This window comes from Alteromonas mediterranea DE, assembly GCF_000020585.3.
Classification (GTDB): domain Bacteria; phylum Pseudomonadota; class Gammaproteobacteria; order Enterobacterales; family Alteromonadaceae; genus Alteromonas; species Alteromonas mediterranea.
In genome coordinates this window covers 1,282,255-1,305,060 of record NC_011138.3, presented here as the reverse complement: position 1 = coordinate 1,305,060, position 22,806 = coordinate 1,282,255, and the positions used below count along the sequence as shown (strand labels likewise).

Annotated in this window: 17 protein-coding genes and 1 pseudogene; 6 read left to right on the top strand and 12 right to left on the bottom strand. The window is 45.9% G+C overall.

Features of this window, described 5'->3' with window-relative positions:
- Positions 1-13 precede the first annotated feature (13 nt).
- Together MADE_RS05970 and MADE_RS05965 are read right to left on the bottom strand one after the other, a co-directional pair.
- Positions 14-2,872 (bottom strand): ligand-binding sensor domain-containing diguanylate cyclase, encoded by a 2,859-nt coding sequence (locus tag MADE_RS05970; RefSeq protein ID WP_023559560.1) that lies wholly within the window; start codon positions 2,870-2,872, stop codon positions 14-16.
- A 102-nt stretch (positions 2,873-2,974) separates the two neighbouring features.
- On the bottom strand, positions 2,975-4,189 hold the full coding sequence (locus MADE_RS05965) for an endonuclease/exonuclease/phosphatase family protein (RefSeq protein ID WP_012517768.1): 1,215 nt from the start codon (positions 4,187-4,189) through the stop codon (positions 2,975-2,977).
- Positions 4,190-4,598: 409 nt separating this feature from the next.
- Here MADE_RS05965 and MADE_RS05960 point away from each other — a divergent pair, with 409 nt between their 5' ends.
- On the top strand, positions 4,599-5,642 hold the full coding sequence (locus MADE_RS05960; protein WP_012517767.1) for a PLP-dependent cysteine synthase family protein: 1,044 nt from the start codon (positions 4,599-4,601) through the stop codon (positions 5,640-5,642).
- Between the two features lie 142 nt (positions 5,643-5,784).
- The gene (locus tag MADE_RS05955; RefSeq protein ID WP_012517766.1) at positions 5,785-6,945 is read left to right on the top strand and encodes a DUF2891 domain-containing protein; all 1,161 of its coding nucleotides are present in this window, start codon (positions 5,785-5,787) and stop codon (positions 6,943-6,945) included.
- Between the two features lie 107 nt (positions 6,946-7,052).
- Here MADE_RS05955 and MADE_RS05950 read toward each other — a convergent pair whose 3' ends face one another.
- From MADE_RS05950 to prfC, 5 genes are all read right to left on the bottom strand, one after another.
- Complete coding sequence (locus tag MADE_RS05950) at positions 7,053-7,256, bottom strand: hypothetical protein (protein ID WP_012517765.1); 204 nt, start codon at positions 7,254-7,256, stop codon at positions 7,053-7,055.
- 212 nt (positions 7,257-7,468) lie between these two features.
- Complete coding sequence (locus MADE_RS05945) at positions 7,469-8,035, bottom strand: NADPH-dependent FMN reductase (RefSeq protein ID WP_012517764.1); 567 nt, start codon at positions 8,033-8,035, stop codon at positions 7,469-7,471.
- Positions 8,036-8,241: 206 nt separating this feature from the next.
- Positions 8,242-9,513: a group II intron reverse transcriptase/maturase gene (ltrA, locus tag MADE_RS05940; RefSeq protein ID WP_012517763.1), complete on the bottom strand. Its 1,272-nt coding sequence runs from the start codon at positions 9,511-9,513 to the stop codon at positions 8,242-8,244.
- Positions 9,514-10,315: 802 nt separating this feature from the next.
- Entirely contained in the window at positions 10,316-12,046 is a 1,731-nt protein-coding gene (gene argS, locus MADE_RS05935; RefSeq protein ID WP_012517761.1) for an arginine--tRNA ligase, read from the bottom strand.
- 13 nt (positions 12,047-12,059) lie between these two features.
- A complete protein-coding gene (gene prfC, locus MADE_RS05930) occupies positions 12,060-13,649 on the bottom strand; it encodes a peptide chain release factor 3 (protein ID WP_012517760.1) in 1,590 nt (529 codons plus the stop codon).
- 379 nt (positions 13,650-14,028) lie between these two features.
- Here prfC and MADE_RS05925 point away from each other — a divergent pair, with 379 nt between their 5' ends.
- Genes MADE_RS05925 through MADE_RS05915 form a run of 3 tightly spaced genes read left to right on the top strand, consistent with a single transcriptional unit; the run spans position 14,029 to position 16,594 of the window.
- A complete protein-coding gene (locus tag MADE_RS05925) occupies positions 14,029-14,484 on the top strand; it encodes a MarR family winged helix-turn-helix transcriptional regulator (protein WP_023559559.1) in 456 nt (151 codons plus the stop codon).
- The gene (locus MADE_RS05920; RefSeq protein WP_020744891.1) at positions 14,481-15,554 is read left to right on the top strand and encodes an HlyD family secretion protein; all 1,074 of its coding nucleotides are present in this window, start codon (positions 14,481-14,483) and stop codon (positions 15,552-15,554) included. Before MADE_RS05925 ends, MADE_RS05920 begins: the two co-directional genes overlap by 4 nt.
- 8 nt (positions 15,555-15,562) lie before the next feature.
- Positions 15,563-16,594: a DUF2955 domain-containing protein gene (locus MADE_RS05915; protein ID WP_012517757.1), complete on the top strand. Its 1,032-nt coding sequence runs from the start codon at positions 15,563-15,565 to the stop codon at positions 16,592-16,594.
- A gap of 128 nt (positions 16,595-16,722) precedes the next feature.
- On the opposite strand, the gene MADE_RS05910 is transcribed toward MADE_RS05915, so the two are convergent.
- The 4 genes and pseudogenes from MADE_RS05910 to MADE_RS05895 form a co-directional block, all read right to left on the bottom strand.
- A complete protein-coding gene (locus MADE_RS05910) occupies positions 16,723-17,658 on the bottom strand; it encodes an alcohol dehydrogenase catalytic domain-containing protein (protein WP_012517756.1) in 936 nt (311 codons plus the stop codon).
- Between the two features lie 30 nt (positions 17,659-17,688).
- Complete coding sequence (dkgB, locus tag MADE_RS05905; RefSeq protein ID WP_012517755.1) at positions 17,689-18,525, bottom strand: 2,5-didehydrogluconate reductase DkgB; 837 nt, start codon at positions 18,523-18,525, stop codon at positions 17,689-17,691.
- A gap of 21 nt (positions 18,526-18,546) precedes the next feature.
- Entirely contained in the window at positions 18,547-19,455 is a 909-nt protein-coding gene (locus tag MADE_RS05900; RefSeq protein ID WP_012517754.1) for a TIGR03571 family LLM class oxidoreductase, read from the bottom strand.
- A gap of 10 nt (positions 19,456-19,465) precedes the next feature.
- Positions 19,466-20,664: pseudogene (locus MADE_RS05895) on the bottom strand (MFS transporter).
- Between the two features lie 194 nt (positions 20,665-20,858).
- Here MADE_RS05895 and MADE_RS05890 point away from each other — a divergent pair.
- Complete coding sequence (locus MADE_RS05890; protein ID WP_023559558.1) at positions 20,859-21,755, top strand: LysR substrate-binding domain-containing protein; 897 nt, start codon at positions 20,859-20,861, stop codon at positions 21,753-21,755.
- A 7-nt stretch (positions 21,756-21,762) separates the two neighbouring features.
- Here MADE_RS05890 and MADE_RS05885 read toward each other — a convergent pair whose 3' ends face one another.
- Positions 21,763-22,692, bottom strand: coding sequence for a DMT family transporter (locus tag MADE_RS05885; protein ID WP_012517750.1), 930 nt, complete (start codon positions 22,690-22,692; stop codon positions 21,763-21,765).
- Between the last annotated feature and the right edge of the window lie 114 nt (positions 22,693-22,806).

Sequence of the window (22,806 nt, the reverse complement as noted above, 5' to 3'; positions counted from 1 at the left end):
CCTCACTTATCGTTTATTCGAAAATGGTCACTTGGTTGCGGCCATTTTCTTTTGCAGTATAAAGTGCTTGGTCGGCATGGGTTAACATTCTGTCGTGATCTCTCGCGCCATCTGCACTTGCTACACCAATACTGATTGTGACTTTCAGCGTTTGCGCTATAAAACTGAAATCATGTGCTGCCACGATTTTTCGAACATGATCCATAGCTACCCTTGCATTTATCAAGTCATATTCGGGTAACAACACAGTAAACTCTTCGCCGCCCCACCTTGCACATTTAGCATAATGCGGAACTTCGCGATTTAATATACGGGCCACCTCAGTTATGACTTTATCTCCTACTAAGTGAGAGTACTGATCATTTACCTGTTTAAAATGGTCGATATCGATAACGGCAAGACATAGAGGAGTTTGTTTCGCTTTAGCCTCTTCAAAATATTGTACAAGCCAGCGGTCGAATGCTCGTCTATTTGCAATACCCGTTAGATCATCATGAGTTGCTTGGAACTCGAACCGCTTGGTTTGTAATTCTAGTGATCTGGTTTGTTCATCGACCCTTTGTTTTAAAATCATTTCTGATTTTTTCAAGTGATGAAAACGTACTTTATAAAGTGCATAGATAACAAAACAGAAGAAAAGAAAAACCGAGAATTTAAAAGCAAATGTCTGATAAATGCTGGGGAGCACGCGAATAGAAAATGGTGACGTAATCTCTTGCCAGGGACCACCAATATAACGAGCACGTACTTTAAACTGATAACGACCAGGTGCTAAATTAGTGTATTCAGTCATTCTAAATTGATGACGGTTAACCCAATCTTGGTCATATCCTACTAACATAGCCTGATACTCTATACGCGAAGGCATAGCGAATCCCAACCCTGCATACTGAAACGCAACTCGTGTGGTTAACGGCGTTACGTCTACTTCCCTTTTATCCGTATCAAATTGCTGGTCAGCACCGTCCAGTAGTACCGCCTCTATACTTACCGGAATAGGGAATTCACTCAACATGGCAAGGTTTGCAGGCGTTACTGTGGCGAGCCCTTTCGCAGTAGGAAGCCAAACATTTCCGTCTACATCGACAAACTGAGATGGCTGTGACCCACCATTGATTTGAATACTCGCCAGGCCATTTTCTTCTTTAAAATGCTCAAATTCCAATAAAGCACTTGGATGTGTCAGACACTCCTTAAGACTTGATAGTGAAGTGAGAATGACCCCTTGATTTGAACTTAGCCATACACCGCTGTTGTGATCTATACCGATTGAAAACAGTTTATCTACGGGAAGCCCCTGCGACTTTTCGATTACACTAAGTGCCTGAGTAGCATTGTCAAAATACGCAAGGCCTCGATCGGTTGTAATCCAAGTTCCCTTTTCAACAACGCTAAAACTGAACGCGTGCTGCGCATCTGAATGTTCAGGAAACGACACTGTGTGCACAATACCCTGTTGGATATAGGCGAGCCCTGTCCCTGTAGCAATCCAGATTCGTCCTTCACGATCTTCTGCCAAGCCCATTGAAAAATGAGCAGGTAGCCCATTTTGTTCATTAAAATGGATTAGCTTTCCATCTGGCGTTTGTTGAACTACACCTTGCGCAGTGGCATACCAAACACTGTTATCACTCGCTAAAAGAATGGCCCTTACTTCATTACTCGGTAACCCTAAATGTCTATTGAGGTAAGGAGTAAGTTGGTCGTTTTCATATCGCAGCACACCTTTTGTATAGGTGCCAACTAACGTTACTTCTTCAGTTACCGCTGCCAAACTGAGTACAGAAAAGGCTTCACCCGTAGTGAGCGATGCGCTGGAAAACGCATCATTGGAAAATATATCTAATCCAGCACTTCCACCTGCTAAAAGTTGGCCATCAGACGTTTGCAAAACAGTTCGCAAAAAGTCTCCACTCATTCCTTGGCTTTGCGAGAATGTGGTAAATAGCGCACGACGCAGCCTAAACAAACCACCATTAGTGCCAATCCAGATATTTTTTTCCAAATCTTCAAGCAGTGAAAAAACGCGGTTGTTGGGAAGACCTGTTGTCGCATCCAGTTTCTCTAGGCCTAAGCCACTTAGACGGTAGAGGCCATGATTAATGGTGCCTACCCAAATGCTATTTTGATGATCAAGCAAAATACTACTAACTGATTTGTCGGCAAGTGAGCTGTGAAGTAGCGCGAAGGTTCCGTTTCTTTGCTGCCAAACACCGTGTTCCGTGCCAACTAAAACACGTTTTTTGCTATCAAGAGCGAGAGTAAATGATGGACCAGACAGTATGTTGTGGTCGGGTACAGCTAGCTGAAATTTATCGTTTATGTATTTGAATAAGCCTTGATTTGTTGCAAACCAGATTACTCCAAATCCGTCTTCGATTATGCGGTAAGCACTCGAATTTACAATGTATTCTTTTTGCGTGCCATCAGGCGTTCTCATTGCAATCCCCGTGTCTTCCAGCGCAAACCACAACACGTTATTACTGTCTCTGAACGCATGATTAACCATTGCAGGCAGGGGCGCTTGAGCATGCCACTGCTCTGCAATAAGCGACGTTACACCGCCTCGGTTTCCTGCCACCAGTAGCTCGTCGCGGGGCTTGTTGTAATACAAGCTTCGAATGCCGGAGTCTGGTAATCCTGTTTGCGCGCCGCGGGTAAATACAGTGAACTGCTGACCATTAAACCGAGCTACACCTTCCCAAGTACCCGCCCATAGATACCCATTGGACGTTTGTGCTAATGCGTGAATACTATTGTGAGGAAGCCCGTCTTTCGTTCCCCACGATTGAGGGAAATACCGGTTGAGCGGCATGAGCTGAGAAGACTCTACCGAAAAGCCATCTATGGGTATCACCCACAGCAAACACATCACAAAAGTGAGAGACACAAACTTCAATGGCTTCTCGGTACGTTATTAGATAGACGGTGTAATAATACCTCTATCTATTAACTAACACAAAAATTGTGGTTTTTAGTTATCTTCGGTCAACGACAAGCTAATCCAGACTAACCTGTGATCTGAGCTGGCAGCACGGTCTCTAACTAATCGATATAGGTCACTGGTTTTTGCAGGCCAGAAAACGCCAGCATCGTTCACATCGAAGCCAAATCGAGATGGCAAAACATAGTCAGCTCTTGCTCCCCAGTAAGCAGTAAAGCGATTACTGAATTTAGCGCCAGATGCGCCCGCACCACCGGCACTTGTAGGAATGATGTCATTATTAACTAACGGGTGTTCGGTCAATTGTTCTATTACGCCCTCGCGGTGTTTGTTACCGATATCGGCAGCATTAAAATCGCCTAAAAGTACAAAGCGCGTATTGGTTTCTAAACTGACTTTCTCACCCCTGTCATCGTAGATATAGGCGCCTTTGTCAGGAGAAAGGTAATCCGCCATCAGCCTTATTTCATCGAAATTGCGCTTTCCGTTTCTGTCTTCGTTTCCATCAAAATTAGGTGGTGTTGGATGCATAGCAAGTATGTGTACGGTTTTACCCGCTACTTTCACCGGCACATCCCAGTGAGACTTAGAACTCAACCTTAGCGCGGCCCACTCTTCTACGTCGTACCATGGCTTGCCCTTATCAGTACTTCCGCTCTCGTCGGGAATAATTGGAACCTGTGGATGAGGCATGTGATGCCATTTAAACGTCTGAAAGGTGCGAATACCATCAACATCAATAGGGTATTTTGACAAAAGCGCCATGCCATATTGCCCGGGATAAAGCCCAAAGCCGTATGCATCGCCACCAAAACCTTCTGCTTTGCCATTATTGTCTAAGTCGAAGGTGGTGGGCTCGCCCGTGTTTACTGGCGCTACGTACGTGTAAGGGTAGTCAACCGGTTCAAGCCCTTGCTGAGAAACGTTCAGGTAGTTTTCCATAAAAGCCTCTATGCCTATACGTTTATCTGCAATGTAATCAAACTCATTCAGCAATAAAATATCAGGGTTAACACGCTGAATAATTTCAGCAATATTTTTAACTTGAGGGTACTCACCTGTAGACAGAACATGCTGAAGTACTTTGTCGCTCGGCTTCATGCCTAAGGCTTTGTAGTTAGTCGCCTCCATGCTTACATTAAATGTAGCAACTTTTAGCATTTGCTCTTCTTTCGAATAAGCCAACGTAGATACCCATAACGCGGGTATAAGAGGTGTGGCAAAGAAAAGCGCCCTAATTTTCATGTTGTTACCTTTTAATAAAGTCGTTTGCTAACGATACCAATATAGATGAGGATTCTGAACTTTTTTGTACTGAAGAATAGCTAGGGTCTGTTTAGCGTTAGGTGCAATAAACCTTACCTAAAGTTACCTTCCTTTCGGCTATTTTTTGCCCTTGTCTTCACAACCTTGAGTTAGCTTTAATCTCTTAAACTCTCGCGCTAGCATCATTTTAAAAAATTATTTTACCATTAAAACTATTAATGCAATGAAATTGCACAAAAACAACCATACAGTGGATTAATAGAATCAATTGCTCGTATTGTACTGATATTCTTTTTCTAACGTTTAGAGAGTACAGCTCCCCTGAACTTTAACTGCAGCGCGTATTTTTAAGGGGTGAGCAAGAATTTAATAGAAAGAGAGATGTGTTATGAAAAGCTGGGTTTCAAAAGCGATTAATACCATCAATGCAGATTATCAGCGCTCTGCAGACACCCATTTGATAAAACTTGAGCAAATAGCATTTCAAGGCATCGACATCTATCTTAAAGATGAAAGCACCCACCCTACGGGCAGCTTAAAACACCGCTTGGCCCGCTCCCTTTTTCTGTACGCCCTGTGTAATGGAAAAATTGTAGAGGGAACGACTGTGGTAGAGGCATCTTCAGGCAGCACGGCCGTGTCTGAAGCTTACTTTGCTAAAATGATTGGCGTGCCGTTTGTTGCGGTTATGCCTAAGTCTACCGCCCAGAGTAAAATAGCGCTTATTGAACGCTACGGTGGTCAGTGTCATTTCGTCGACTGCCCTACACAAATGCACTGCGAAGCCACTAAGGTAGCGAAAGAACTTAACGGCTATTTTATGGATCAGTTCCTTTACGCAGAACGCGCAACAGACTGGCGCGGCAATAATAATATTGCTGAAAGTATTTTTGAGCAGATGAAAGCCGAGCCCCACCCGGTACCACACACCGTGGTTATGAGTGCAGGAACAGGCGGAACATCAGCTACTATAGGCCGCTACATACGTTACAAAGGCCTCTCTTCCAAACTCGTTGTAGTAGACCCAGAATTCAGTGTGTTTTTTGATAGCTTCAAAAATAGGGATCATACACTTACCGCTACCCGCGGAAGCCGCATAGAGGGGATTGGACGCCCTAAAGTGGAAGCTTCTTTTCAGCACGACGTTATAGACGACATGATTGCGGTTCCCGATGCGGCCAGTATTGCTACTATGCATTGGTTAAACAGTACCATGGGAATAAAAGCCGGCCCCTCTACCGGTACCAACTTATGGGGCGCGCTAAGTATTGCCGAACGAATGAAGCAACAGGGTGAAACGGGGTCAATAGTTACGCTTATGTGTGACAGCGGGGAAAGGTATGGCGACACTTATTACAATGCACAGTGGGTACTAAACAATATTGGTTGTACAAGTGTATTTACTGACAAACTAGAAAGTATCGAAAGCTGAATTAAAACTAACTCAGCTGGGTTTACACTATAAGCTGCTACTTAAAGTGCTGGCACGCTATATGTCGCGCAGCTCTTTATTCAAATCACCTATCACTATACATTGGCGTTAGATTTGTAATAAAAAAGCTTACGAAGCCATGATGAAAATAAAGAACTTTATTCGCCGCAGTGTGGCGTTAACTGCAATAATCGCTACCCACAACGCCTTCGCTGCTAGTACGCCAACTGCGGAAGCCGTTGACCCCAGCAGTACCAATACAGTTACAAGTGACTCCACAGGTACTTCTAACAACAACTACGAAAGCGTTTTTGCTAACCTCGCGCTTCATTGTATTCATCAAGAGTTTCCAAATGTAGTGAAACACATGATGAATAACGCCGACGACGTTAAAGCACCAAGTCAACTCTACCCAGCATTTTATGGTTGTTTAGACTGGCATTCATCAGTTCATGGCCATTGGCTTTTAGTAAGAATGCTAAACACTGCGCAAGACGCGGTGAATAAAGGAGAGATTATTGAAAAACTTAATATCAGCTTTACGACAGAGAACATTCAAGGTGAATTGGCAAGTCTTAACCGTGAGAATAATGCGTCGTTTGAGCGCCCCTATGGTCTTGCTTGGTTTCTACAATTAACCGCGGAACTACGTCAATCATCAACTCCAGAAGCAAAGATCTGGTTGGACACGCTACTACCGCTTGAAGAAGAAATTGTGGCGAGAGTAAGTGCCTGGCTACCCAAACTGGCTTATCCAATCCGAACCGGTGAACACAGTCAAACCGCCTTTGCTTTTGGCCTAATGTTAGACTGGGCGAAAATATCAGGTAATAAAGAGTTTGAAGCACTGCTTACATCTAGAGTAAAAGAATATTACCAAGCTGATAAGCAATGCCCCCTAGCCTACGAGCCTTCAGGACAGGATTTTCTATCACCGTGTTTGGCCGAAGCCGACCTAATGCGCCGAGTAATGGCTAAACATGAATACAGCCAATGGCTTTCAGCATTCTTTCCTAGCCTCACAGCTAGCACATCAAATTGGCTAGCGCCTGCGACTGTGACGGACAAAACGGATGGTAAGCTCGCTCACCTAGACGGGCTGAATATCAGCCGTGCGTGGATGATTGAAGGCATTATAAGCGCTTTACCAGACAATGACGCACGCTTAACGGTACTGAAGAAAACGCTAAAAGCACACCGTGAAGCAGGATTAAACGCTGTGTTTGGCGATATGCACTACATGGGCAGCCACTGGCTTGGCAGCTTTGCCAGCTACCTAGAAACTCAACGTGGTATAAAATAATTCAGACGTAAAAGTGAGAAATCAAACCAAGCAAGCCGCACTCAATTAAGCGGCTTGCTGTCGGCACCGAACACTACATTAATACAGAGAGTTCGGAATATAACACGTTAATTGATGTCGCCTGCATCGGGTACTCTTACACTTGAGAGCTTCACAAGCTTTTGAAGAATTGCGAGTAAAAGTAGGTTCTGAAACTCAGGTTCTGTTAAGAGCGAGAACCCTTCTTTTGAAATGATACTCTCAAAGAGAGAAATAATATTTATTGCCGCAAGAAACCAAAATGCTACGTGGCTGTAATTTTTCTTATCCATGATTATTTGCCTTTGTCCATGCTTAAATAAAACTAAAGAAGCAGGCCTAAGCCTGCTTTAATTACACTAAGGAACTTGAGGTTTTGTGCACGTGCACTGAGCTAGACTATGACATCAAACCAAATTTAACCACTGACCATGGGACGTGTTTTGCGTAGTTTTTTCGAACTAAAGCTTCGACGGGTCGCTCTAGCCATTATACTCATCTGCCATTAGGCCAGTTTACCTGCCAACTCAGCGGTCTCTTTACCCAAATTCTTAAGTTGCTTTATCGTTTTTTCATCGGTAATTACGCCGTCTTCCACGAGCGTATTTACCTTTGCGATAGCTTTTTGATTTGGCAGCACCATAGTACCTAGGTTTTCAAGCAACATTCTAAGTACCACCAGCACGCGCATTCCGCCTAATCCACCGGCCGACGCGGCCATGATGCCCGCCACTTTACCGCGATAGGCTTGCAGGGGCTTTTCGCCTTCGCCCATGCGTGACGCCCAATCAATCGCATTTTTAAGCAGTGCCGGGTAGCTAGAGTTGTATTCTGGAGAAGCAATAAGAAAACCATCATGACTCATAAGTAGTTCTTTAAATGCTTGGGCCTTTTCAGGCATGCCAAACTCTGCTTCGTCGTCCTCATTAAAAATTGGCATCTGATAATCAGCCAAATCAATCACGGTTACTTCTGCGCCAGCGTCACGTGCGCCTTCAGCGGCTACGTTTACTATAGCGTGGTTGAATGAACCTTTACGGGTACTGCCTGCAAAGGCAAGGATCTTAGTCATACGGGTTTCCTGTCGTTTTTATTTGTCTAACTTATAAGAATCTATCGTCTTATCGGTTTTAATAAAAATGTAAGCATTAAAGTTTTCACCGGCAAGCTGTGTGTTTATACGTTCGTGTTAAGCATATCGAGTAGGGTGAGGCGTCACCGCCTCATCCCTCTCACAGAACCGTACATACGGGCCTCGTATACGGCTCATGTACATAGTTATTTAGCGTAATGGCTAAACACATATCCCGTTGCAACATTCTCCAAGTTCATTAGCCCGAGCTCATCGAACCAACTGTTTGGCATCGCATAGCTTGCTAAGGGGCTGCGTGCACTGCACCAACTCGTCATGTTGATGTGGGCAAACCGACCTTTATAACCATGCTGTCTTAGCCAGCGATGGAGGCGGCTCGCCTTCTTCCATAACTTGAGTTGAATACTGCGCAAGCGGCGTCTTAGCCAGCTTGCTATTTGCTTAAATGCCCTGCTCGCATTGGCTATCTTGAAGTAATAACTGAACCCTCTTAGCAGTGGGTTTAGTGCATTGATGACTGATTGCAGCGGCATTCCGCCATTGCGTTTCGTCATCTGCTTGAGCTTCGCCTTAAACGCGGTGAGTTTCTTGGGCTGGATGCGGGTATGTTTCGTCCCGATTTCAACGCCAAGGAACTTCACACCATCGTCACTGTGTGTGATATGTGTTTTCTCCGTGTTTACGCTGAGCTTTAGCTTTCCTTCTAAGATATGTGTGGCTTGTGCTTTGGCATTCTCTGCCGCTGTACGACTGCAACACAAGATAAGGATATCATCAGCATAGCGCACTATTCTGTGCCCCCGCTGTTTCATTTCCTCATCGAACGCATCCAGATAGATGTTCGCTATCAGTGGGCTTATTACCCCACCCTGCGGACTGCCTGTTTCTGTTTGCTGCCAATGTCCATCGACCATCACCCCACTTTGTAAGAACTGAGTAATAAGGCTCAGCACGCTGCCATCACGGACCCGTCTTTTGATGCTCTTAATGATAAGCGTATGGTCCAGCTTATCAAAGCACTTCGACAGGTCCATATCCACCACGTGTTGACGCCTATATCGACGGATAAACATCGTGGCTTTATTGATAGCATCGTGACAGCTCCGCTTCGGCCTATAACCAAAGCTTGATGGGTGGAACTGTTCTTCGAAGATGGGGGTTAGGAGGTCATTTAAGCACTGTTGAACGACCCTATCCCTTACCGTTGGGATACCCAACAGACGCTCGCCGCCACCGTCTTTCGGGATAACCACCCGTCTTACCGGTTGCGCTTGATAGCGTTTGGTTTTGAGTTCGAGAAGAAGCTGCGTAAGTTCATTATCCAGATTTGAGGCAAACGCGCTCAGGCTCTGCCCATCTATTCCGGCCGCGCCTTTCGCTTTGAGTACCTTTTTAAATCCCTTGAACAGTCTGGCTTTATTAAGCAAGTGACCGTACAAACTATAATAAACCCGCACGCTTCTCCTCGAAGATGGTGTGCTGTGTGGGGGCCGATGACTTCTTTTCGTGTTGGTCTATTTCACATGGTGGTAGAGCGTGCTAGCCCAATGGCAATCTACTCAACGTTCCCACATTACTCCTATGTACCGTTTCGTAGCCAGTCCGTCGCTTCCGCGACAAACCAAGTACGAAGACGTCGATAGCTAGTCGATTCGTGTACCACTAAAAAAAAACATCTGCTCATCACAGACTTACTATGTACTTCCGCCCTTCGCCATCCTAATCAGCTTTTGGCTGATAAGAACGCCATCAAACACTGCTGATGGTCAGCTCGGTTTTATCCTCCACACCATTACTGGCTTTCACAGGCCGAACTTTATTCACTACTACGGCGTCATCTGCCACCTCACACCAACACCTACCTTGAGTCGCCTCTCGCATAGATGCTTCTGGCTCATAACCAGAGACGGTGCCAGGCTTCCCCAGTTACTGTGCTGGCTCCCTGTTAGAAATCCCACCCTCAAACACAAAACAGGACTGACTGAGTATCGGGCTTCACGCTATTTTGCACGCTTACCCTCCTGTCTTGCCGAATCAGGTTCACTTGCGTTGTGTACCTCTAACTTCCTATGGCTTCCTTCAGACCCTGCCGTTGGCCAACAACGCCCTTGCCATTCGGATTATCTTCCCCTCAGTCAGGGTGATTCAGGTTTCTTTCAACCTGACGGGTTTGCCAGCTTCGCTGGGCAAACAAAAAAGGCTGACACTTCATCAATGTCAGCCTTTTTCAATATCAATAAGTACGTTGTACCGTGAGCACTACATTTTTTCTAGTGTTTCAATACCGAGTAAGGTTAATCCTTTCTCTAGCGTTTTGGCAACCAAAGCTGACAGCGCTAGACGGCTATCGCGTACTTGTGGCTCTATACCCTCTTTCAGCATTGGGCACGCTTCATAGAATGTCATGAATGCTGACGCTACATCGTAAAGGTACGTACACAACACGTGAGGCGTCGCTTCGCGCGATACCATACCAATCACTTCTTCAAACTGCATAAGCAATACGGCTAGTGCGTGCTCTTGTTTCTCAACAAGCTTGATATCTACCGGCATAGTAGCCATATCAACACCCGCTTTTCTAAACAAACTCTTCACACGGGTGTAGGCGTATTGAAGGTAAGGCGCGGTGTTACCTTCAAAGCTTAGCATGGAGTCCCAGTTAAACATGTAATCAGTCGTGCGGTTTTTAGAAAGGTCGGCGTATTTCACCGCGCCAATACCTACCTTGCGAGCGACTTCTTTAAGCTCTTCTTCGCTTAAATCGTTGTCGCGCTCAGCAATTAATTTACCTGCACGCTCAACGGCTTCATCAAGCAATTCAACCAGTTTAACCGTGCCGCCAGTACGCGTTTTAAATGGCTTACCGTCACTGCCTAGCATCATGCCAAATGGGCAGTGCTCGTAGGTTTGCTCTTCTTTCATGAAGCCTGCTTTACGGCCTACAATTTCCGTTTGCTTAAAGTGCAGCGCTTGACGCGCGTCAGTGAGAATAAGCGTACGGTCAGCGTTTAACTTGCCGCTGCGATAGCGCATTGCCGCAAGGTCCGTCGTTGCGTATAAATAGCCGCCGCCAGACTTTTGAACGATGTAAACCGCAGGATTACCTTCTTTATCAGCAAGCTCAGGTATAAACACCACCTGCGCACCTTGGTCTTCTACTGCAAGGCCTTTCGTTTTAAGGTCGCTGATTACGTTGGCCAAGTCGTCATTGTAAGCCGACTCACCCATAATATCTTTACGGGTAAGGCTTACGTTTAGCTTGTCGTACACTTCTTCAGAGTGAGTAATAGACACGTCAATGAACTTTTCCCACAGCGCCAGACATTGAGCATCGCCACCTTGTAGCTTAACTACGTATTCACGGGCGCGGTCGGCAAAACCTTCTTCTTCGTCAAAGCGTACTTTGGCTTCGCGGTAAAAGTCTTCAAGATCAGAGAGCGCTGTTTCAGCCACTTCTTCTTGCAACTTATCAGAAAGGTGCGCAAGCAACATGCCGAACTGTGTACCCCAGTCCCCCATGTGGTTTTGACGAATCACATTGTGACCCAAGAACTCGAGTACCTTAACTACTGCGTCGCCAATAATGGTGGTACGCAAGTGACCTACGTGCATTTCTTTCGCTAAGTTAGGCGATGAGTAATCTACTACAATGTTTTGCTCAGGCGACTTTGCGATGCCTAATCGAGGGTCGGTTAACGATAATTCGCACTGGTTAGCCAACCATGCGTCGTTTAAATGAACGTTGATAAAGCCAGGGCCCGCCACTTCTAGCTTGCTGGCAATATCGTCGAGCTTTACTGTCTCAACGATTTTTTCTGCGATATCACGAGGCTTTTGCTTAAGCTGCTTAGCCAGCGCCATGGCGCCATTAAACTGATATTCACCAAACTCTGGTCGAGCACTGCGCGAAACGGGTACTGGCGCATTTTCTACGCCCATCTCTTGTAGAGCTTCAGTGAAACGGTTAACTAATAGTGCATGTATATTCATAATGTATCTTTTCTTAATTTTCGCGCGTGTTCGTAAATTGAATATCTGGGTAGCGCTCTTGCGCTAGCTGTAAATTCACCATGGTAGGTGCGATATACGTTAGGTTGTCGCCACCATCTAGAGCTAGGTTCTGCTCCCCTTTACGGCGGAACTCATCAAGTTTTTTCTCATCACTAGAGTAAACCCAGCGGGCAGTAGCAACGTTAACATGCTCGTAAAGTGCATCTACGTTGTACTCTGCTTTTAAACGCGCCACAACCACATCAAACTGAAGGACACCTACGGCACCCACAATCAAATCGTTATTCGCAAGGGGGCGGAACACTTGAACCGCGCCTTCTTCGGATAGCTGAATAAGTCCCTTAAGCAACTGTTTTTGCTTAAGCGGATCTTTTAAGCGAATTCGCTTAAATAGCTCGGGCGCAAAGTTTGGAATACCGGTAAAGCGGTAGTTATCGCCTGATGTAAAAGTATCGCCAATACGGATAGTACCGTGGTTATGTAAACCAATAATGTCACCGGCATAGGCTTCTTCGAGCAAAGAACGGTCACCTGCTAAAAAGGTTAATGCATCAGAAATACGCACGTCTTTGCCTAAGCGGCTGTTGCGCATTTTCATGCCCTTTTCGTATTTGCCTGACACGATACGACAAAACGCGATGCGGTCACGGTGTTTCGGGTCCATGTTAGCCTGAATCTTAAACACGAAGCCGCTAAACTTACCGTCGGTGCTTTCAATTGTGCCTTCTTCAGTTTCGCGGCCAAGTGGTGCTGGCGCCCACTCAACTAACCCGTCAAGCATATGGTCAACACCAAAGTTGCCCAATGCTGTACCGAAAAATACCGGCGTTAGCTGACCTTCACGGAATAGCTCTTGATCAAACTCGTTAGACGCACCGCGCACCAACTCAAGCTCGTCGCGCAGGGTTTCGGCAAGGTCGCTACCCACTGCAGTATCAAGCTCTGGGTTGTCTAGCCCTTTAATAATGCGCACATCTTGAATGGTGTGACCATGGCCGCTTTGATACAGAATAGTTTCGTCCCTATGAAGGTGATAAACCCCTTTAAAGCTTTTACCACAGCCAATAGGCCAAGTGATTGGCGCACACAAGATATCAAGCTCGGTTTCTACTTCATCAAGCAGCTCCATTGGGTCGCGAATATCGCGGTCAAGCTTGTTCATGAAAGTCACAATTGGCGTATCGCGCAAACGGGTAACTTCCATAAGCTTACGGGTTCTGTCTTCTACCCCTTTCGCGGCATCGATAACCATTAGACACGAGTCAACGGCCGTTAGCGTACGATAAGTGTCTTCTGAAAAGTCTTCGTGCCCCGGGGTATCTAGCAGGTTCACCAAATGGTCGCTGTAGGGAAACTGCATAACCGAGGTGGTTACCGAGATACCACGCTCTTTTTCCATTTCCATCCAGTCTGACTTTGCATGCTGGCCTGACTTTTTACCTTTCACGGTACCGGCGGTCTGCAGCGCGCGTCCAAACAACAATACTTTTTCAGTAATGGTGGTTTTACCCGCATCCGGGTGCGATATGATTGCGAACGTACGTCGCTTTTTAATCTCTTCTAGAAGTTTCTTATCTGACATCAATACTTATCTTCGTTATCTGTTATCCCTGCAAAACAATAACTTACAGGCGCGTTTTATATCGGATAAGCAATGCTTGTCCGCGCAAATTGTATATTGCGGTGAAACGCTTGATACGGCTTGGTAATTAATTGCGCGGATTTTAGCATTTTACTGGGCGTAACAGTAGAGCGAAATTACGTAGCACCTGTCTCATGACGGGTTAAATGAATCGACGGTTTAATTTCAAAGATGTCTTCAAGTTTTTAACATTCAATTCAACGAAAACCTTCACGTAGACGCTCAACGAACTTATTCACCTATTCGCCCCATAACCATTTACTTAGCATGCTAACCAAATAAAATACTTAGCATGCTAAATAAATTTACAAGTATTACGATGATGTTTTCAGAACCTATGCCGCTTCACTTAATCGCACTGTTTGCACGTACTTCAAGAAGATGCAGAAAAACGGTCACCAAATTTGTAGCCCACCTTGACCTCACTGAATCGAGGTGGCGTGTGATGATTCATATGGCTTTGCTTGGCGAAGGATGTACCCAACAAACATTAGCGGAAAGTCTTGAAATAGAGATGCCAAGTCTTACTAGAACGATCAAGCAATTAGAAACCGCGGGCTTGATCAAGCGTATTGTTGATGACAAGGATAAACGAAGCCGTTTGCTTTACTTCACACCAATGGGCAAAGGCCGTATGAACGATATTGAAAGCACGTTGGCGGCGCTGCGGGATGAGGTGTATGCAGGTATACCCGACGAGGAGCTGAATACGGTGGCCCTATGTCTTAAAAAAATTGAGCAAAATGCCGTTAGGCTTCTGGAGGCATCTAAGTGAGTGAAAGAACACCCGACCAAGCTTTTGCAAGGTACGTGAAACTGGCTTTAGTAGCCTTTGCTGTCTGTTTTATATATTTTGTAGTTGCTGATATCCGCATGCCAATGACACCTCAGGCAAGGGTGTACCATCAGGTTACACAAATATCACCTCAGCTTAATGGCCCAATCATTAAGGTCTTAGTTAGCAACAATCAACACGTTGAAAAAGGGCAAGTATTGTTCGAAATTGACGATACTCCCTACAATATTGCACTTGAAAAAGCGCAGATTAAATTGGCGAATGTGGCACAAGAAAATGCCCAAATTGACGCCCAGGTGGACGCAATGAAGGCAAGAATAGCAGCCGCGACTGCCATACTCGTAGAACGCAAAAGTGAATATCAACGATTAAACACCTTAATAGAAAGCAACGTAGTTTCTCAACAAGACGTGGATAAAGCTAACGCCCAACTTCAAAGCGCAGAGGCAGATTTGAGCGCACTTAAAGCTGAGTTAAACCTCCAGATTGTAGCTAGGGGAGAAAGAGGAGAACGTAACCTCAAATATCGGGAAGCTCGCAACGCGCTAAATCGTGCAGAATTAAATCTGGCATACACCAGAATAAAGGCTCCGCACGAAGGCATTATGGCAAACATGCAGGTGACAAAAGGAACCTATGCCAAACAAAGCGTTCCCCTTGCATCTGTTGTAGATAACAAGCTTGACTTGGTTGCTGATTTTAGAGAAAAGTCGCTAACCAGTGTAGAAAAAGGCGTGCGTGCCAAAGTTGTTTTTGATGCGATACCTGGGAAGGTGTTTGCGGCGCAGGTGGAAGATTTCGAGGCTGGCGTTAGTGATGGCCAACTGTCAGCAAATGGCAAGCTGGCCGCTGTTGAAAAATCGAACCGATGGGTGCGTGACGCGCAACGCCAGCGCGTTCATATCAGCTTAGATGAAAGTGAAGCGCCATTAAATCGCCTGACCAGTGGTGCCCGGGCGACGGTTCAAATTGTTCCTAATAACCCCATTGAAAGTTTTGTCGCGAATGTTCAAATTCGCTTTATCAGTTTATTGCACTACGTCTACTAGAACAGGTTATGAAAACACAACTTAGCGATAATGATGTTCAACAGATGCTCAGAATTGCCAGCGGCGCGACTCTCGGGTTTACGATATCTAAAGCAATGGACTGGCCGAACCCGATATTTTTTACCCTTTATCCCATCTTATTGTTAGGGCTGGTAGCCGATTTAAATGGGCACATAATAAGACAGTTTCTTGCAGCGACCGTATTCCCAGCAATGGTTGTGCTAGTAGTGTATGGTTTGTTTGGCACCCACCCGCTGCTTATTACACCATTAATCGCAGCAACCTTTGCTTTTTTATTTTGGCAAATGAGTAAGGGCACATTATTTTTGTTTGGCGCATTTTCTCTGGTTGGGCTGTCGTTACAGCTGCACTTCGCAAGTTACAGTAACGATGGAATAGACATTTACCCGTTGGTGATTTCAAATATTGGCGCAATTTTACTTGCTTTAGGCATCGCTTTTGCGTTGCACCTAATATTCCCAGATAGAGCACCGCGAACACCACCGCCTAAGGTCTCTAAAGATCAAGCGAGCATCCGACACGAAGTCATCTTATGCACTACAGTGGCTACGTTATCTTTTGCTGTATTTCAAACCTTCGATTTAGTTGATTCCATTTCGGCGCAAGCGGCGAGCATACTCATTCTTTTCCCTCTTTGCTGGAAAGGCGCCACCATGAGTGGCTGGCAGCGAGCACTCGGCACACTAATAGGGTGTAACCTTGCCCTGCTCGCTCAGCTGGTTTTGCTGAATTACAGTGACACGTTGTTCTTCGCAAGTTTCAGCTTATGGATATTGGTATTTTTCATCAGCCGCCAACATGTGCTAGGCGGTGGTGTTGCCGGCACGGGCTTTGGCGTACTTACCACATTTGGCATTTTGTACGGCCAGTCACTCTCTCCGCAACAGGATATTATTTATAGTGCGCTGTATCGCTTTTCATCGGTAGTGGTAGCCATTGCGCTTAGCCTGTGTGTTATTTATGTAGTACACAGTCTACTTAACAAATTCCAGCCTACACGACACCACACGTTTACTTAGTAATCCTGTCGTTATAACGCTTACTGGTTACAATTCGTGGACTAATAGTTGATTTGCTATTTCTTCCGCGAGCTGATAAAGCCCTTTACGTTACCAAAGATAAAGGAAGAAACTTAATCGTTCCAGCTTTATGACACCGTAACCACCGCCTTTCGCTTCTCTTCTTTTGAAAATGTCAACGCCTTGTTCAGATTATCAAATTCGAAAAGCGTTGGAATTTCAACAACCAAAGAGTGCTCTGCAACTTGCTCAAGCAGAGCCTCACCGTCTTTCACCAAGCGCTGCCATTGCGGTAAATCGCCATAATCATGCAGCGCGCCTAGGGCTATCTCATGATAAGAAATAGTACGCGTGAAAGGCGCATCTACAGGCACTTCAATACGTCCTAGAATACTCACTACGTGACCATTAGCTTCAAGAAGCAGTACAAGTGACGCCGCATAGTCTGGACCATTCGCGTCGAAAAGCGCGTAAAAGGTTTGCCCTTCAGGTTTACCGCGATGGATGGCTTTTACTCCCATCTCATCGGCTTGCTCTTGCGAAAAGCTTCCTGAGATAACATGTACATTAAAACCAGCCTGAGAAAGTATTTGCGCCAGCAATTTGTTAACGGCGCCCATACCGCTGACTAACACGTCTGCCCCCTCTCTTACCGGCACTTTACTGAACGCTTGCCAAGCAGTAAGCATCGGGCATGGCAAGGCAGCAGCCAATGCAAAATCTACGCTTTCTGGCACTAGCATTACGCGACTTGCGTACACTTCACTATGGTCGGCAAAACTTCCGTTTTCACCTAGGCTATGATGGAAAGCCACACGCTTACCCAATAGACTGTTATCAACGCCCTCACCTACAGCGACAACAACACCCGCACCGTCCACACCGGGAATATGCCCTTTTTCCCAGTCGCGCGGGTTATCATCGATAAACTTCCAGTCTACTGGGTTGATGCCTATGGCGTAGTTGCGCACGACAATACGCCCTGCTTCCGGCTTAGAAAATTCGCGTTCGTTTCGTATGAGTGCTGCGCTAGCCTGTTCAAATTGCCAAACGTTAGCTTGCATAAAAGCTCCTTAACACAGTGATTTTTCCGATTAGTCCCACGCAGGTGAAAAATCTGGGTTAGCTTGACGGTCGCCACAATCTAGCGCGTCAATTTTTGCGATATCGTCTGCGTCTAAGGTAAGTTCAAGCGCTTTGAAATTGGTTTCCAGGTTTTTGCGCTTAGTCGACGATGGAATGGTCACTAAACCATGAGCCAGCTCCCAGGCTACGACTACCTCAGCTGTGCTTACACCATGCTTATCTGCAATTGCAGTGATAGTCTCGTCTTTTAGCACTTTACCAACAGCAAACGGCATATACCCTGTAACTGTGATGCCATGTTTTTCGCATGCGGCACGTACTTTTTCATTGGTCAGATAAGGGTGAACCTCTACCTGATTCGTGGCGATAACGCCCTCACCTAAGATACTCACCGCTTCTTCAACTTGCGCTACGGTAAAGTTAGAAATACCAATTTCTTTTGTTAGGCCCATTTCCTTAACGCGCACCAATTCACCTAGGTACTCTTCCATGCTTTCGCCATTTTCCGGTGACGGCCAATGAATAAGTAGCAGGTCAACGTACGACAGTTGAAGCTTTTCCAAACTCTCTTTTACGCTATCCACAAAGCTTGCTTTATTCAGTTTGTCATTCCACACCTTGGTGGTGACGTAAAGGTCTTCACGTGCAACAAGGTTGTTTGCAATAGCGTCGTTAATAGCGCGACCTACCGCTTCTTCATTGCCGTATATTTGCGCCGTATCAATATGACGGAAACCCACTTCAAGTGCTATTGTCACGCTGTTATAGGCTTCATCGTCTTTTAAGCGAAACGTGCCTACACCTAGCGAAGGAATTTTAGTTTGTGACTGATTTACATTCGGCATGATGCCTCCTTGTTGGTTCCGTTATTTATGAAAGTGAGGTAATACGTTGTCAGCAATGCGCTGCATCGCGTCTTCTACTGGTTGCGTATTACGTCTGAAGTGCAGGCCAATATGATCAACCCCCGCTTCTTTCATTGCATTGAGTTCTTTGATAAGCCCATTTACACCAGTTTCAACCCCGAATCGGTGGCGTTTTATGGGCGCTTCATCGCCTTCAACCAAATTAAGATGAATAAAGCTAACGTAAGGCTTCTTACCCGCTACATTTCGCCATAGCTTCACGCGCTTTTTATGATCGTTCGGTGTACCTGGATACGCCAGCCAACCGTCCATATTTTTTCCAACCCACTGAGGGCTTTGCTGAGCGAGCCCTGCAACGTACAATGGCGGCGTTGTTGAACGCGGTAACAGCGACATGCCAGGCTTAAGGGAATTCTCACCGTGCTTTACAATTTCCAGTGACTGCTTGAAGTGCTCGCCGCGACTGTCAAAATCGACATCGAACAACGGATACTCAACCGGTCTATCCCCACTGGCTACACCGAGTATAAGGCGGTCGTTACTTAGCTGCTGCACCGTTGCTGCCGCCTTTTTGACAAGCCATGGCTGCCTAAGAGGTAAAACAACGGCGGCTGTGCCTAATAGAATATTGTCTGTGATACCTGCTAAATAGCCCAAGTAAGTGAAGGTTTCGAAAACCTGAGCTGCGTCACCAAAGCTAGGGTCGTAAACTGGTACATCTCGTACCCACGCTGCTTTAAACCCTAGTTTATCGGCTAACTGTATACGGCTGTGATGCTGTGTCATATCAGGTACGCCAAACGGCGTACCTTTTGTGGCGTCGAAATGCGGCCAGTCGTTATCTAGCGGAAGCTCTACACCTACTGAGAACGTGTGTTGTGCAAGCTTATCAAAGGTATTTGTCGTCATTGTGACCTCCCTACGCGCTCGTTGTGTTATTCGCCGTATTCGCAGTACTGAGTGCGCGCTTGTCTAAGTAGCCGCTGTAACGTGTAACAAGTAACGCTGCAACAGAAATAATTGCGCCAATCCATGCGGTATCAGATAACTGCATGCCGCCTACAATTGCACCGCCCAGTATTGAACCCACTGCTATGCCAATGTTAAATGCCGCGATATTTAAACCTGACGCCACATCAACAGCATTAGGGGTAAACTTCTCTGCTAGTTGAACAACGTACACCTGAAGTCCTGGAACATTGCCAAAGGCAAAGGCGCCCCACCTAAAACGGTGATCACTGCGGCAACTTTACTGCCCATGGTAAACGTCAGCGCAAATAAGATGATGGCAAGGGCTGAAAAGATGATAGTTAACGCGCAGATTGGGCCTTTTTTGTCAGCAAGCTTGCCGCCATAAATATTGCCTACCGCGACAGATACACCGTAAACCAGCATAATTAAGCTGATGGCTGAGGGCGCAAACCCCGCCTCTTCCTGCAATATAGGAGCGAGATAGGTGAATGCCGTAAATGTGCCGCCATAGCCCAATATCGTCATTAGATACACTAATACCAGACGAGGCTGAACCAACACCTTCATTTGTTCACTCAAGGTGGCCGGTTTACTTTGTTTAAGATTGTTCGGTACCAGCAACGCACTGCCTATTAGCGCAAGTGTGCCAAGCGCGGAAACCACAAGGAAGGTTGCTCTCCAACCGAAGTTTTGACCAATCCAGGTACCCAAAGGTACGCCAGTAACCAAGGCTACAGTTAAGCCCGTAAACATAATGGCAATAGCACTGGCTTCTTTTTCTTTCGCCACTAGCCCTGTAGCAATAGTTGACCCTATGGAAAAGAACACACCGTGCGCTAAGCCTGTCAAAATGCGAGCTAAAATTAAGCTCTCGTAGCTAGGCGCTTGCCAAGCAAGAATATTACCAGCCACAAATAGCGCCATTAAGCTAAGCAGAACATGCTTTCTATTCCACTTTCCCGTAAGGGCGGTAAGAACCGGTGCGCCAACGGCAACACCAACGGCGTACAAGCTTACCAGTAAGCCAGCACTTGGTAACGTAACGCCAAGATCAGTAGCAATGGTGGGGACAAGCCCCACTATCACGAACTCTGTTGTGCCAATAGCAAACGCACTTAACGTTAACGCAAATAATGCAATAGGCATTTCAATTATCCTCAAAAAGTAATTAACGTGATGGGGTGTCGTTGCCGACGCCACCTACTCCTTTCAAGCGGACAACTAAACCGTCTTTTGGGGAGTCATTTTTAAAGTGCGTACAGTTTGACGATGAATTTATTTGCAAAAAACAGCACTAATGACAAAATACTTTTGCGAAATTTGAAAAGGTAAGGTGTGTGATGCCAGTTTCATCAAAGACTGAAGATTTAGAAGCGTTTCTAACCGTTGTTGATACGGGTAGTTTTTCAAGTGCTGCTAACTTGCTTAATCAGCAAGTAGCGAAAGTGAGTCGAGCAGTAACGCGGCTTGAAGATACCTTAGATGTAACCCTATTGAATCGTACTACCAGACGGTTAGAGTTAACCGAAGAAGGCGAGCTTTTTCTGCAATATGCCAGAGATGGCTTAAACGTGTTGGAGAAAGGCGAAGAAGCGCTGCGGCTTTTAAAGCGCACACCTTCTGGAAAACTTCGGGTAGATGCGGCAAGCCCTTTCGTTTTACACCAACTTGCCCCTTTAGTAGGTGACTTTCGAGAAGCCTTTCCTGATATCACTCTGGATATCACTAGTCACGATAGCATTATCGACCTATTAGAACACAAGACGGATATCGCAATACGCATTGGCGATTTGAGCGACTCGAATTTGCACGCGAGACGCTTAGGGAAAAGTAAGCTGCATATTGTGGCAAGCCCACAGTACCTTGAAAAATATCCCCTATCTGAAAACGAAGGTGGCATTAGCACGCTAAACAAACACAAACTGATTGGCTTTAGCGACTCGCCGAGTTTGAATAAATGGCCACTTAAACAAGATGTCAATTTGCAGTACAGTCTTCGCGCCTCAAGCGGGGAAACTATTCGCCAGCTATGCTTAGCAGGGCAAGGTATTGCGTTACTGTCTCACTTTATGGTGCACAGAGATCTTAGCGCGGGCGCGCTTGTCGATGTGTTTAGCGACGACATCGTCAGCCCGAACCGACGCGAATCGGTTCAAGCGGTGTACTACAAAAATAGCGCGGTATCTTCTCGTATTTCTGCGTTTTTAGACTTTATCCAGCCGCGACTCACGCTTTAAAGAACGGCTATTTAGCCTGCCCCTTGCCTAGCATTTTTTTAAGCGTACTTTGAGGAAGGCCATTCACAATAAGCGCTGCAATCATCAATATAGCGCCGGCCACCACCATAGGCAGCAGGGTTTCTTTAAGCAGTAGCACTGAGCTTACATACCCAACGATTGGCGTAAGCGTACTGATTAAAACGATTTTATCTGGCGGCAATTTTGGCCCCGCCGCTACCATAAGGCCGAAACCAAGCCCTGTTGCCACCGGCCCTATGTACGCTAGCAACAACCAGTCGCTTATATCGTAAGCGCCAAAATTCGGCGTTGGCTCTACCATAAGAGCAATAGCAAGCATGGCGAAACCTGCAATAGTAAACTGCCAGAACACCGCTTCAATGACGCTTCCTTTCCACTTGTGGAAAGACACCCTTCGAATAGCGACTGCCCACAATGCAGAAGCCAGCAACATACCAAAGAGCGGCAGCCATGCGCCCGGTTGCCCCGAGGCAAATAAAATCATCGCACAGCCAATAGTAGAAATTCCGGTAAGAATTAATCGCTTTGAGGGCGGGCGTTGTCGATACCATAACGTATCAATTAGTAGCATCCAAAGCGGCGTTGTATAAATGAGAATACTAGCGGTTCCAGCTGGGATATATTGCAGCGACACCGTAATAAGGCCCATCGACAAGATAAACTGGAAAAACGCGACCACAAAAACCACTGACCGGTCTTTACGATTCAATACCGGCAAACGTTTCTTAGTGATAAGCACAAAAAGCGCGAGTACTGGAAGACTGAGTAGAAAACGTAGGCAAACCATCCACACCGGGCCAACAATCTCTAGGCCCAATTTCATGCCCGGCCAATTAAGCCCTAAACACAACACTGCAACTAAAAGCATTTTTATACCTTTAGATTGCGCTTTTTCCGTCACCGATAATGAAGACATGCGTTTTAAAAAATCCAATTACACGAACTGATTTGAGAGAAGCCATCACCGCCACAGGGGTTAAATTTGAGCGGGATATAATATGGGCGCAAATATAAGCCAATTCGCGAGGGA

Bases quoted from the DNA above. Each gene is read 5' to 3' on its own strand.
- MADE_RS05970 (WP_023559560.1), bottom strand. From the start codon at position 2,872: ATGTGTTTGCTGTGGGTGATACCCATAGATGGCTTTTCGGTAGAGTCT.
- MADE_RS05965 (WP_012517768.1), bottom strand. From the start codon at position 4,189: ATGAAAATTAGGGCGCTTTTCTTTGCCACACCTCTTATACCCGCGTTA.
- MADE_RS05960 (WP_012517767.1), top strand. From the start codon at position 4,599: ATGAAAAGCTGGGTTTCAAAAGCGATTAATACCATCAATGCAGATTAT.
- MADE_RS05955 (WP_012517766.1), top strand. From the start codon at position 5,785: ATGAAAATAAAGAACTTTATTCGCCGCAGTGTGGCGTTAACTGCAATA.
- MADE_RS05950 (WP_012517765.1), bottom strand. From the start codon at position 7,256: ATGGATAAGAAAAATTACAGCCACGTAGCATTTTGGTTTCTTGCGGCA.
- MADE_RS05945 (WP_012517764.1), bottom strand. From the start codon at position 8,035: ATGACTAAGATCCTTGCCTTTGCAGGCAGTACCCGTAAAGGTTCATTC.
- argS (WP_012517761.1), bottom strand. From the start codon at position 12,046: ATGAATATACATGCACTATTAGTTAACCGTTTCACTGAAGCTCTACAA.
- prfC (WP_012517760.1), bottom strand. From the start codon at position 13,649: ATGTCAGATAAGAAACTTCTAGAAGAGATTAAAAAGCGACGTACGTTC.
- MADE_RS05925 (WP_023559559.1), top strand. From the start codon at position 14,029: ATGATGTTTTCAGAACCTATGCCGCTTCACTTAATCGCACTGTTTGCA.
- MADE_RS05915 (WP_012517757.1), top strand. From the start codon at position 15,563: ATGAAAACACAACTTAGCGATAATGATGTTCAACAGATGCTCAGAATT.
- MADE_RS05910 (WP_012517756.1), bottom strand. From the start codon at position 17,658: ATGCAAGCTAACGTTTGGCAATTTGAACAGGCTAGCGCAGCACTCATA.
- dkgB (WP_012517755.1), bottom strand. From the start codon at position 18,525: ATGCCGAATGTAAATCAGTCACAAACTAAAATTCCTTCGCTAGGTGTA.
- MADE_RS05900 (WP_012517754.1), bottom strand. From the start codon at position 19,455: ATGACGACAAATACCTTTGATAAGCTTGCACAACACACGTTCTCAGTA.
- MADE_RS05890 (WP_023559558.1), top strand. From the start codon at position 20,859: ATGCCAGTTTCATCAAAGACTGAAGATTTAGAAGCGTTTCTAACCGTT.
- MADE_RS05885 (WP_012517750.1), bottom strand. From the start codon at position 22,692: ATGTCTTCATTATCGGTGACGGAAAAAGCGCAATCTAAAGGTATAAAA.